The organism is Kordiimonas lipolytica, from assembly GCF_042651265.1.
GTDB lineage: Bacteria > Pseudomonadota > Alphaproteobacteria > Sphingomonadales > Kordiimonadaceae > Kordiimonas > Kordiimonas lipolytica.
Genome location: NZ_JBHSCR010000007.1, coordinates 259,805 through 271,678, shown reverse-complemented (window position 1 = coordinate 271,678; position 11,874 = coordinate 259,805). Strand labels below are relative to the sequence as shown.

At 56.8% G+C, this 11,874-nt stretch carries 11 protein-coding genes; 8 read left to right on the top strand and 3 right to left on the bottom strand.

All coding sequences use genetic code 11. The features are described 5' to 3' along the window. Positions 1-8 precede the first annotated feature (8 nt). Positions 9-710, top strand: coding sequence for a methyltransferase domain-containing protein (locus ACFO5Q_RS11255; protein WP_068145393.1), 702 nt, complete (start codon positions 9-11; stop codon positions 708-710). A 40-nt stretch (positions 711-750) separates the two neighbouring features. On the opposite strand, the gene ACFO5Q_RS11250 is transcribed toward ACFO5Q_RS11255, so the two are convergent. The 3 genes from ACFO5Q_RS11250 to ACFO5Q_RS11240 all read right to left on the bottom strand — a co-directional run bounded on the left by ACFO5Q_RS11250 (position 751) and on the right by ACFO5Q_RS11240 (position 3,965). After that, positions 751-1,629 (bottom strand): acyl-CoA thioesterase, encoded by an 879-nt coding sequence (locus ACFO5Q_RS11250; protein ID WP_068145394.1) that lies wholly within the window; start codon positions 1,627-1,629, stop codon positions 751-753. Between the two features lie 23 nt (positions 1,630-1,652). Then, positions 1,653-2,432: a class II aldolase/adducin family protein gene (locus tag ACFO5Q_RS11245; protein WP_068145397.1), complete on the bottom strand. Its 780-nt coding sequence runs from the start codon at positions 2,430-2,432 to the stop codon at positions 1,653-1,655. Positions 2,433-2,531: 99 nt separating this feature from the next. Continuing rightward, entirely contained in the window at positions 2,532-3,965 is a 1,434-nt protein-coding gene (locus tag ACFO5Q_RS11240; protein ID WP_068145399.1) for an MATE family efflux transporter, read from the bottom strand. Between the two features lie 228 nt (positions 3,966-4,193). On the opposite strand from ACFO5Q_RS11240, the gene ACFO5Q_RS11235 reads away from it, so the two are divergent. The 7 genes from ACFO5Q_RS11235 (at position 4,194) to ACFO5Q_RS11205 (ending at position 11,868) form a co-directional block, all read left to right on the top strand. Beyond that, on the top strand, positions 4,194-5,363 hold the full coding sequence (locus tag ACFO5Q_RS11235) for an acyl-CoA dehydrogenase family protein (protein ID WP_068145401.1): 1,170 nt from the start codon (positions 4,194-4,196) through the stop codon (positions 5,361-5,363). 14 nt (positions 5,364-5,377) lie between these two features. Continuing rightward, the gene (locus tag ACFO5Q_RS11230) at positions 5,378-6,496 is read left to right on the top strand and encodes an acyl-CoA dehydrogenase family protein (protein ID WP_068145404.1); all 1,119 of its coding nucleotides are present in this window, start codon (positions 5,378-5,380) and stop codon (positions 6,494-6,496) included. Between the two features lie 15 nt (positions 6,497-6,511). Then, entirely contained in the window at positions 6,512-8,245 is a 1,734-nt protein-coding gene (locus ACFO5Q_RS11225) for a class I adenylate-forming enzyme family protein (protein ID WP_068145407.1), read from the top strand. 30 nt (positions 8,246-8,275) lie between these two features. Beyond that, entirely contained in the window at positions 8,276-9,514 is a 1,239-nt protein-coding gene (locus ACFO5Q_RS11220; RefSeq protein ID WP_068145410.1) for an acyl-CoA dehydrogenase family protein, read from the top strand. Between the two features lie 22 nt (positions 9,515-9,536). Next, a complete protein-coding gene (locus ACFO5Q_RS11215) occupies positions 9,537-10,325 on the top strand; it encodes an SDR family oxidoreductase (RefSeq protein WP_068145413.1) in 789 nt (262 codons plus the stop codon). A gap of 139 nt (positions 10,326-10,464) precedes the next feature. After that, a complete protein-coding gene (locus ACFO5Q_RS11210; protein ID WP_068145417.1) occupies positions 10,465-10,929 on the top strand; it encodes a MaoC family dehydratase in 465 nt (154 codons plus the stop codon). 21 nt (positions 10,930-10,950) lie between these two features. Then, complete coding sequence (locus tag ACFO5Q_RS11205) at positions 10,951-11,868, top strand: SDR family NAD(P)-dependent oxidoreductase (protein WP_068145421.1); 918 nt, start codon at positions 10,951-10,953, stop codon at positions 11,866-11,868. Positions 11,869-11,874 lie beyond the last annotated feature (6 nt).

Here is an 11,874-nt window from a genome sequence, read left to right as displayed (position 1 = left end):
GGACATTTGTGGCTGAAAAACTCGCTTTCTCACTCGCACTGGACTTGCTCTTCAACGGGCAGAATATGGACTATTGCGAGCGCCCGATCAGCCTGGACATCATCGAAGACATGGCCATGTTCAGTGACCTGCCTGGCAGGGCACGTGTTGGCGTTATAGGCCCGGGTGGCGGCCGTCTGGTCAAAACCATGGTCGAGCGTGGCTATACGGTTGATGCCTATGAAGGCAGGGCGGAATGCCGTGAACACCTGGAGCGCATGTTCGTAGGAACGACTGCAGCAAAAATTCATCCTGCCCACCATCTGGATGATCCAATGAGGCGCGAGAAGATGAAGTTCGACGCGCTTTTCTGCATGGATGACCTGCGCGCCTTCCGCGAGGATCATGAGTGGACCGCGCACGTCCAGCGCATGGTTCGCGCTGACGGCTATTTTGTTTATTCGCAGGTGTCTAACAATCTGCCCGCCAAGAAGAACACGCTGGATCAGTATTTCGATTTGGTCGGCAACTATAATGTCAGCGAAGAAACGGCGGGCCAAATCCGCGAGAGCTATATGGCGCTGGACACGTGGGAGCCAAAAGAGAAAGACAAGAAAATGGCCATCGAGACACTCGATATGGTCAAGTCAGCCTCTGGGCTTCGGCGCAGTATCATGAGCGGCGTTGAAGTGCGCTACGTGGTTTGGCGCAAGAAATACGGCCTGAAATAGACCCTTTAGTAAGCCCAAAAAAAGCAAAAGGCCCTCCCTGTCAGGAGAGGGCCTCTTTTTCTTCCTGATTGAGCCTGAGGAGCGATTCCTGTGCCGTGGACGCCAGAAGGCGGCCAGAACGGTCATAGAGCGCACCACGGGCAAGCCCGCGTCCCTTGCCGCTCCAGTAGCCGTCAGTTTTATAGTAAACCCAGTCATCAACACGGAAATTCTCGCGGTGGAACCACATGCCGTGATCAAGGCTCGCCACCGTCTTGAGGCGCGGGTCGCGCGGGATCATAGCGTGGGGCCGCAGGTTTGAAGACAGGAAGGCGAAATCCGAGATATAGGCCATCAGGCGGGCATGCAGGTTCTGGTCGCCGTCGATCTTTTCCTTCAGGCGGAACCAGTAGCCAGTTTCAGGGCTTTTCGGTTGCGGATTTTCAAGGTCCATACGGTCGATTGAGCGCATCTCAAACGGCATGAAAGGCTTGTCCTTGGGCTGTTTGCCGAAGGCGCGCAGCACGCGGGCATAGTATGCCTCATCGTCGTCCAGGTCTTCCGGCTGCGGCACATCAGGCATATCAATCTGGTGCTCAAGGCCTTGTTCGCCAACGTGGAAAGATGCGGCGATGGAGAAGATGGCTTCTCCATTCTGGATCGCAACAACCCGCCGGGTGACAAAGCTGCGCCCGTCGCGGATTGGGTCCACGTCATAAAGGATCGGCTGGCTATAGATGCCGGGCCGCAGGAAATAGCAGTGGATGGAATGCAGCTTGTAAGCTTTGTCTACAGTCAGCGTCGCGGCTTCCATACCCTGTGCGATCACATGGCCGCCAAACACATGTTTGTTTGGCCACTGGTTCGGCGTGCCGCGAAACAGCAATTTATCAAGCTGCTCGACAGCCAGCTCATCAATTATAGGCTGAACATTGGTCATAAAATCTCTTGGCTTTTTATTGGTCAGTCACGGAAGCTTGGGTCAAGCCGTTCCATCTTCCGAAGAATAGCGGGCCAGACGAAATTGTCAGCCCCGTTTGCGCCAGCCACGACACGCAGGTCGCGCAGGGCATTGTCGATCGATTCCTGGCTTGGCTTATGAACGGCGGCACCGGTGGACTGTGTCAGCACCTGAATTTTGCAGGCGCGCTCCAGGAACCACATGGCTTCGAAAGCTTTTGCTACCGTGTCGCCCACCGTGAGCGTGCCGTGGTTCCTCAGGATCAGGGCGTTTTTGGTGCCGAAGTCTTCGACCAGCCGCTCTTTCTCGCCGTCATTCACGGCAAAGCCCTCATAGTCATGGTAGGCAACCATGGCCCACGGCACGATGCTTGTCTGGCACATGGGCAAAAGCCCGTCTTTCTGGTTCGATACGGCGATGCCATAGTCTGTATGCAGATGCATTACACAGTTGGCGTCGTCGCGTGCGGCGTGGATGGCGCTGTGGATCACAAAACCCGCAGCGTTTGGAATGAAAGGTGTGTCCATCAACTGTTTGCCGTTCAGGTCCACCTTCACAAGGCTCGAAGCCGTTATTTCCTCAAACATCAGCCCAAGCGGGTTGATCAGGAAATGGTGGTCCGTGCCTGGTACGCGCATGGAGAGGTGGGTATAGATCAGGTCGTCCCAGCCCATATAGGCCATCATGCGATAGGCCGCTGCGAGGTCCACCCGGGCCTGCCATTCTTCTGCCGAGACCTGGTCTTTAACGCTCTTGATATCCAACATGCCTGGTTTAGCCATTTTCCCCTCCGGTATCTTTGGGCGATGCCCCTGATGTCTTCCTGACCTGAAACTAGGTCATTTGAAGGCTATGTCCAAAGCTTGAATGGAAAATTGCTGTTATGGTTGGTTTTCCTCGCTTCCGCTTTGGTTTAAGCGGCGGCCAAAGAAGCTACGCACAGGGCCCCGGCTGATACCGGCGACGGATTGAAGCGCGATGGGGGCGTGGGGGTGCAGTTCCATCTCCCGCCAGTCGATCTTGCGGAACCGAAGCACCAGTAGCGCCGCCTTGATGGCATAGTCGCCAATGATGACGGCATACATGGCTTCAACCGGCCCACCAAGCGCCTGCACCATGAAGCCGACAGACAAGCGCCCCACAATCATACCGCAAAAGGTGACAAACAGGGGATAGCGTGTGTCGCCAGCACCCCTTAGCGCGCCGCCGATTGCAAACTCGATCGCCATCAGGGGTTGGATCAGCGCGAGGATAAGAATGAAATATTCCGTGTCTGCCCTTACGACCGGGTCTGCGGACAGGATGTTGGCAAGCGGCGTTTTGAAGGCATAGGTGATGAAGGCAAGCCCACACATGCCAACCATGGCTAGCCGCATGGCCGCCCAGCCGCTTGCAACGGCTTCATCATGTTTTTCTGCGCCGATCAGTTGGCCGGAGAGCGTGGCACTTGCGGTGCCGAACCCAAGCCCCACAACGATTGTGATGCTGAGGATGGTGATGCCGATGCCGTAAGCCGCGAAGGCCGCAGTGCCGTAACCGCTGATCAGCATCATGAACAAAAGGAAGCTCATCTGGATCAAGACCTGCTCAATGGCGGCTGGGGCACCTATCTTGACCAGCTGGCCGATGCGCTGCCGCTCCAGCGCACCTGAAATATGGGGGCGGAAAACATATTTGCCGCGCAGCCAGTTCATCATGAACCACAAAACGATCAGGGCCTGTCCGGCAGCTGTGCCCCAGGGAATGCCCGCAATACCAATTTCGGGCGCGCCGAACGCGCCCCGCACCAGCGCATAGGAAAACAGGATCGCGGCCCCGGCGCCCACGGCGATATAACGGAGCGGCCTTATGACGTCCCCGATGGCACGAAAAGCCGTGGCGATGGTCAGCATCAGGGCAAAAACCATATTCAGCAGTGCAGCTGGTTGGATATAATCCACAGCAAGCGAAGCTGTCAGGCCGTCCAGGCTGAACATCCTGACCAGATAGGGGGCTGCGAAATAGGTCGCGGTGCCAAGGACGATGGAGATCATGACTGCAAGCGCAAGCGAACTTGCAGTAGACGCCGAAGCTTCATTTGTGTCGTCCGCGCCCCAGGCGCGGGCCACAACGGCGGTCGTCGCAACAGACAGCGCCATGGCAGCCGCCATCAGGAGGAAATGCACCCGCCCGCCTGCCACCACGGCGGCACTCATTTCCTGGCCAAGGGGCGCAACGATCCATAGGTGTGCGAAAGAAATGGAAACCATCAGGATATTGCTGACAATATTCGGCCCCGCGAGCCGCCAGACGGTTTGATAGGAAAATCCAGCCATAAGCCTCAATCTTGAATGTGTCGCCCACACGATAGACAACATAGACCGACCGTGAAATAGGATTGTTTCCCGCGGAGGCCAGCCGAATAAAAGTTTTTTTGACATGACAGTGAATTAGGCCAGAAACTTTCGCTCCATACCTTGCCGTAGGGCAAAACCGCCTTACTCCTTACCCCTGAGACTTGCATTGCCGCTCCTGTTGGGGCGACATCTGGGGAGACTGTAAAAATGAGCGATCTAGAGGCATTCCGCGAAGAAACGCGGGCCTGGCTGGAAGAAAATTGCCCTGCATCGATGCGTACGCCTGCGCAAGGCGAAAAGGACATCTGCTGGGGTGGCCGTAATTTTGTATTCCAAAGCGATGACCAGAAGCTGTGGCTAGAGCGCATGGGCGCGCGCGGCTGGACTGTGCCAACATGGCCAAAGGAATATGGCGGCGGCGGTTTGTCAAAAGACGAAGCCAAAATCCTGGCGCAGGAAATGAAACGCATCAAGGCGCGCTCACCGCTGACATCCTTCGGTATCTGGATGCTTGGCCCTGCGCTTCTGAAGTTCGGTACCCACGAGCAGAAGCTTGAGCACCTGCCGCCCATCGCACGCGGTGAAATTCGCTGGTGTCAGGGCTATTCCGAGCCCAATGCGGGCTCTGACCTTGCCTCATTGGCCACCAAGGCCGAGGACAAGGGCGATCACTATATTATCAACGGTCAGAAGATCTGGACGTCCTACGCCGACAAAGCAGACTGGATTTTCTGCCTGATCCGTACCGACCCGACAAACAAGCATGAAGGCATCAGCTTCATCCTGTTTGATATGGCGTCTGAAGGCGTGTCCACGAAGCCAATCCAGCTGATTTCCGGCTATTCGCCTTTCTGCGAGACATTCTTCGATGACGTGAAGGCATACAAGAAGAACCTTGTGGGCGAAGTGAACAAGGGCTGGACAGTCGCGAAATACCTGCTGACGCACGAGCGCACAGGCATTTCCGAAATGGGCCTTCCGGTGCCGCTCAATCGCCTAGCGGTGGACAAGCTGGGCACCAACGATGCAGGTGAGTTGCCGGAAACAATGCTGCGGCACCAGATTGCAGAACATGAAATTGACGCCATGTCCTTCATGTTCACCATGGAGCGTGCACAGGATGAGGCCAAGGCTGGCAATGAAATGGGCGCTTATTCGTCCTTCCTGAAGGCGTACGGCACGGAACTCAACAAGGACCGGCATGAGCTGATCGTCAAGATCAACGGCTCTGATGCGTTTGAGTGGGAAGGCCAGTTCTCCAACAACGGCGAAATCCCACGTACCTGGCTTAGGACCAAAGCCAACTCCATTGAGGGCGGCACCACGGAAATTCAACACAACATCATTGCCAAGCGTGTGCTTGGCCTGCCGAGTTAAGGGGGAGTTGCACCATGGCAATGGTATTGAATGAAGAACAGCAGCTTTTGAAAGAGTCCGCAGAGGGCTTCTTTGCAGAAAAAGCGCCGATTAGCCTGATCCGGTCGCTCCGCGATAGCAAAGACGAGGTCGGCTATGGCGGGCACCTTTGGCTTGCGATGTGCGACATGGGCTTTGCCGGGCTGATGATTGACGAAGAATATGATGGTACAGGCTTTGGCTGTGTGGGTGCCGGCATCGTGGCGGAAGCCATGGGCAAGACACTGGTTGCCGCGCCGTTCCATTCAAGCTGCATCATGGGCGCGTCGCTCATTCAGGCGGCAGGAAGCGCTGAGCAGAAAAAAGAACACCTGCCTGCGATCGCGTTTGGCGAGACAATTGTGACGCTGGCGCTTGATGAGACCAGCAGACACAACCCCGAAGGCACGGCGATGAAGGTTGAGGGCGGCAAGCTGAACGGCCTGAAGACATTTGTGCCGGATGGCCATGTGGCAGACAAGATTATCGTATTGGCGCGCAGTTCAGGCGAACCAGGCGATCGTGACGGCCTTAGCCTTTATATGGTGGACAGGGGCACGCCGGGCCTGATCGTGGACCGTGTGATCTCCATGGATAGCTGCAACTGGTCTAAAATGACCTTTGAAGGTGTAGATGCCGCGGAACTATTGGGCGAAGAGGGCAAAGCCATGGATGTGCTTGAGCCCGTGCTTGACCGCTGCCGCATTGTTGTGGCGGCGGAGTTGCTGGGAATTGCGCAGCAGACGCTTGAGATCACAATGGATTACATCAAGGAGCGTAAGCAGTTTGGCGTGCCAATCGGTTCCTTCCAGGGGCTTCAGCACCGGGCGGCAGAATGGTTCGGCGAAGTGGAAGTGACCCGCTCTGCCGTTCTGAAGGCGCTTCAGGTGGCTGATGCGGGCGGTGATATCCGCTGGTTTGCAAGCCTTGCAAAAGCCAAAGCCAGCAAAACAGCGGAGCTAGCCACCAACGAAGCCATTCAGATGCATGGCGGCATGGGCGTGACGGACGAGTTCGACCTTGGTTTCTACATCAAGCGTGCGCGGGTGCTGCAACACTTCTACGGCGACTTCAATTATCACGCGGACAGGTTTGCAGCCTGTTCCGGCTATTGATCGGAAGACTGAACCATGGGTGCATTTGACGACCTTCAGCTACCAAGCGTAGACCCCAGCACGCCGTCCGATCAGGTGATTGGCATGTTGACAAAGCCTGGCATGCCGTTCGAGACGACAGAGATTGAAATCGACGGTGTCAGCCATACGGTGTTCGCCCACCAGCCGCCAAGCCTGAGGGAAGTCTTCATGCTTTTCCTGGGGCATGGCGATAAGGAATTCATCGTCTATGACGGTGAGCGCTATACTTTCAAGGATGCGGTGTCCCGGGCGTCGCAGTTTGCCCAGGCACTGGTTGACGATTTCGGCGTCAAAAAGGGTGACCGGATTGCGCTTTCCATGCGTAACTACCCGGAATGGCCAATTGCCTATATGGGCATTATTGCCGCGGGCGGTGTGGCCGTGGTGATGAATGCCTGGTGGACCGAAGAAGAGGTCGACTGGGGCATCAAGGACTGTGGTGCTAAAGTCGCCGTTGTGGACGGCGAGCGGGCACGGCGCTTCCTTGCGCTTGAGGGCGCCGCCGACATGAAAATCATTGTCGCCCGCGATCCAGCGCCAGAAGCAGCGAACGTGTCCCAAATGGCAGATGCGATGAAAGGCAAACAGCCGCTGGCATGGCCAAGCGTGGACCTCGGGCCAGACGACCTAGCCATGATCATGTACACAAGCGGGTCTTCCGGCTTCCCGAAGGGCGCACTTTCGACCCACCGGGCCGTTGTCAGCTTGATCATGAACTGGATTTGTATTGCGCTTTCGCTGAAGATGCTGGGCCGCACGAACCCGGACCCGGATTTCCAGCCGGTGATGCTGGTAGCGGTGCCGTTCTTCCATATTACGGGGCTTCTGCCGGTTCTGTTTGTGTCTGCCACCGTCGGGCGCAAGATTGTGATGATGTACAAGTGGGATGTAGAAGACGCCTTCAAGCTAATTGAAAAAGAGGGTGTCACCACCTTCACCGGGGTGCCGACCATGTCCTATGAGATGGCAGCGTCACCGCTGAGGGAGAAATACGATCTCTCCACGCTTGTGGACATTGGCGGCGGCGGGGCCGCGCGTCCACCTGAGCACGTCAAACTGATCAAGAAATCCTTCCCGAACGCAAACCCGGGTATTGGCTATGGCCTGACGGAAACCAACAGCCTGACTGCTGTTCTATCGGCCGATGAGTATGTCGAGCGCCCAACCAGTACGGGTAAGCCAACACCGCCGCTTATTCATGTGCGGATCGTTGACCCGGCAACCGGCAAGGAAATGCCGACGGGCGAACCGGGCGAAGTGTGCATCAAGAGCGTGACCAATATTCGTGAATATTGGAACAACCCCGAGGCCACGGCCCGCGCGTTCAAGAACGGCTGGTTCCATTCGGGCGACGTGGGGTATCTGGACGAAGAGGGCTATCTTTATATCGTTGACCGGTTGAAGGACATCATCATCCGCGGCGGCGAAAACATCAGCTCGCTGGAGATTGAAGGCGTCTTGCATGCCCACGAGGCTGTCGATGACGTGATGGTCTTCAGCCTGCCGGACGAGCGCCTTGGTGAGCTTGTGGGCGCAGTGGTTTCCGTGAACCGGGATATCAGCGAAGAGGAGCTTAAGGCCGAGGTGGCGAAACACCTGGCTGGCTTCAAGGTGCCGGAGAAAATCTGGATCTCCCATGACCCGCTGCCGCTCATTGCTTCAGGCAAGATCGACCGCAAGGGCATCAGGGAAACATATCGCGGCCTTTGGGCGGCTGCAGCAGCATAATAATCGAGTTAGAGGAAGAAGGAATTAGGCATGTCTATGGATTTGGGGCTTAGCGAACGCGGCCAGGAACTCAGGGAAAAGGTTCGCGCCTTCATCGACGAGCACGTAGTGCCGGTTGAAGACGAATACCATCATGAAGTGGGCGGCATGGGCGACAGGTTTGCATTCACGCCGCGCATGACCGAAATTCTTGAGGACCTGAAGGCCAAGGCAAAAGAAGCCGGGCTCTGGAACTTCTGGCTGACAGACAGCAAGGAAGGTTATGGCCTTACGACTGTTGAATATGCCTATCTGGCGGAAGAAATGGGCCGGTCGCACCTGGCGGCAGAAAGCTTCAACTGCTCCGCGCCCGACACTGGCAACATGGAAGTGATCGAACGCTACGGCACAGCCGAGCACAAGGAAAAGTGGCTCAAGCCGCTGCTTGAGGGCAAGATCCGCTCTGCGTACCTGATGACGGAACCTGACGTGGCATCCTCTGACGCCACCAACATCGCAATGACGGCTGAGCTTGATGGCGATGAATATGTCCTGAATGGCGAGAAATACTGGGCATCCGGGGCGGGCGACCCACGCTGTGCGGTTTATGTGACCATGGTGAAAACAGCGGGCGACGAAGCGCCGCGCAAGAACCAGCACAGCATGATTCTGGTGGAAGCGGGCACGCCAGGTATTGAAATTCTGCGTCCCATGATGGTGTTCGGCCATGACGATGCGCCACACGGCCACATGCATATCCGCTTCACCAATGTACGCGTGCCTAAGGAAAACCTGGTGCTGGGCGAAGGCCGTGGTTTTGAGGTATCCCAAGGCCGCTTGGGCCCTGGCCGTATCCACCACTGCATGCGCTCCATTGGTGCAGCTGAACGCGCGCTTGAACTGCTGATCAAACGCTCGCTGTCGAAGGAAGCTTTTGGCAAGACGCTTGTGAAGCTGGGTGCCAACTATGACATCATCGCTGAATGCCGGATCGAGATTGAGATGGCCCGGCTTCTGTGCCTGAAGGCTGCCCATATGATGGACACGATCGGTACCCAGGCCGCCCAGCCTTACATCAGCCAGATCAAGGTGGTGGCGCCCAGGATGGCGCTGAAGGTGATCGACGAAAGCATGCAGATGCATGGCGGGCAGGGCATCAGCCAGGACTTCCCGCTTGCGGCCATGTGGCACGGCCAGCGCACGCTTCGTTTCGCTGACGGGCCGGATGCTGTGCACCGCATGGTGATTGCACGCACCGAGCTCAAGAAATACCGCTCCAACAGCGTCTAAAGGCAGTTTGAAGGAAAAAGGCATGGAGATTTCCAACCTTTTCAGCATTGAAGGCAAAGTGGCGCTGGTGACGGGCGGTGGCTCGGGCATCGGTACCATGGCCACCGAGGCGCTCGTGCGTGCCGGGTGCAAGGTTTATATCGCCTCCCGGCGGCTCGAGAGCTGCGAAGCGGTCGCTGAGGAACTCAATGCTGTGGGCCCCGGTCAGGTTGTTGCGCTTCAGGCAGACCTGAAGACGGAAGAGGGCACAGTCCATCTGGCGAAGGCCATGGCTGCGCACGAAGACAAGCTGGATATTCTGGTGAACAATTCCGGGATGACCTGGGGAGCGCCGTTCGAGGAATTCCCGCGGTCCAAATGGGAAGAAGTCTTTACCCTGAACGTGACGGCGGTTGCTGACCTGACGCGCCGGCTTCTTCCCATGCTCAGAAAATCGGCTACAGCGTCAGACCCGGCCCGGATCATCAACCTGGGGTCAGTGGTGGGGACGCGGCCTGTATCCAATAGCGCCTACAGTTATGGCGCGTCCAAGGCGGCAGTGCATCACCTGACGCGGATGCTTTCGAACGAACTGGGCGGCGATAACATTACAGTGAACGCTATTGCGCCGGGGCCATTCCCTAGCCGTATGATGGCACACATCACCGGCGACGAGGCTCGGCGCAAGGCGATGGAGGAAGGCGTTCCACTGAGGCGTTGTGGTACACCGGAGGACATCGCAGGCGTGCTTTTGATGCTGGCGTCACGGGCAGGCAGCTATATTACCGGCGGGATCATTCCGCTGGACGGGGGATTGTCGGCATTGCCGTGATAGCGCACAAACGACGCAAAAACGAATCGGTCGAAGCATTCTGATTCGAATCGTAAAAACTGAGTCGGAACAAACACTTGTTTCGCATTGTTGAATCGATACCCCAATAGGGGGATTTTGAAAGGTGAAAGGGGCGGATATGACAGAGGTTGTGGCTAAAGAAGACCTTAAAAATTTCATTGGCAGGGAGACGGGCGTTTCAGACTGGATGCATATTGACCAGGACCGGATCAATGCATTTGCAGATGTGACAAATGATCACCAATTCATTCATATCGACCCGGAGGCTGCGGCCAAAACGCCTTTCGGTACGACCATCGCACACGGTTTTTTGACCCTGTCGCTTTTGACGCCGCTTTCTACTGGTGCTTCAATCCGCGTCAAGAACACGGTGATGGGCATTAACTATGGCTGCGACAAGGTGCGCTTCATGAGCCCCGTGAAGGTGAACAGCGACATCCGGGCGCGCGTGAAGCTCATTAGTGTGGATGAGAAGCCGGGTAACCGGCTGCTTTTGAAGAATGAGATTACCATCGAGATCAAAGGCGAGGATCGCCCGGCGCTGGTCGCAGAGTGGCTGTCCATGATCGTCGTTAGCGAATAATCTGAGGTTGGGAGACATTTTATGAGTATCAGTTTCGAAGGCCAGGTGGCGATTGTAACCGGTGCGGGCGGAGGTCTTGGCCGGACCCACGCGCTTGAGCTGGCGCGGCGCGGTGCCAAGGTGGTGGTGAACGATTTGGGCGGCGATGTGCATGGTGTAGGTGGTTCGTCCGCAGCAGCAGAGGCCGTTGTGAAAGAGATCACCGATGCGGGCGGCGAGGCCATGGCCCACGGCGCCAACGTATGTGACGCGGCGCAGGTGGCCGACATGGTTCAGAAAACCATGGACAAATGGGGCCGCATTGATGTGCTGATCAATAATGCGGGCGTCCTCAGGGACAAGACATTCGCCAAGATGGACCTTGAGGACTTCGAGTTCGTCATGAAAGTCCATGTGATGGGCTCTGTGACCTGCACCAAAGCGGTGTGGGAGATCATGCGCGAACAGGCCTATGGCCGGATCGTCATGACCACGTCATCATCCGGGCTTTACGGCAACTTTGGCCAGGCCAACTATGGCGCGGCCAAGATGGCGCTGGTGGGCTTCATGAACACCCTGTGTCTTGAAGGCGGAAAATATGACATCCGGGTCAATTGTCTGGCGCCAATGGCGGCGACGCGCATGACTGAAGGCTTGCTGCCGCAGGCTGCGCTTGATCTGTCAACGCCTGAATCCGTGACGGCAGGCCTGATCACCCTATGTGACAAGGACGCGCCAAACCGCACCATTCTGGCTGCAGGCGCTGGTGGCTATGCCAAGGCAGTGGTTTACGAGACTGACGGCATCTACCTGAAGCCGGAAGACCAGACACCAGAGAACGTCCGTGCGGGCATGGACGACATCTCTAACCCTGACGGCCAGCAGGAGCTGGTGCAGGGCGGGCAACAATCAATGAAATTTATCGGAAAAGCCGCCGCAGCGCTCGGCGTGAAAATGTAATTTAAG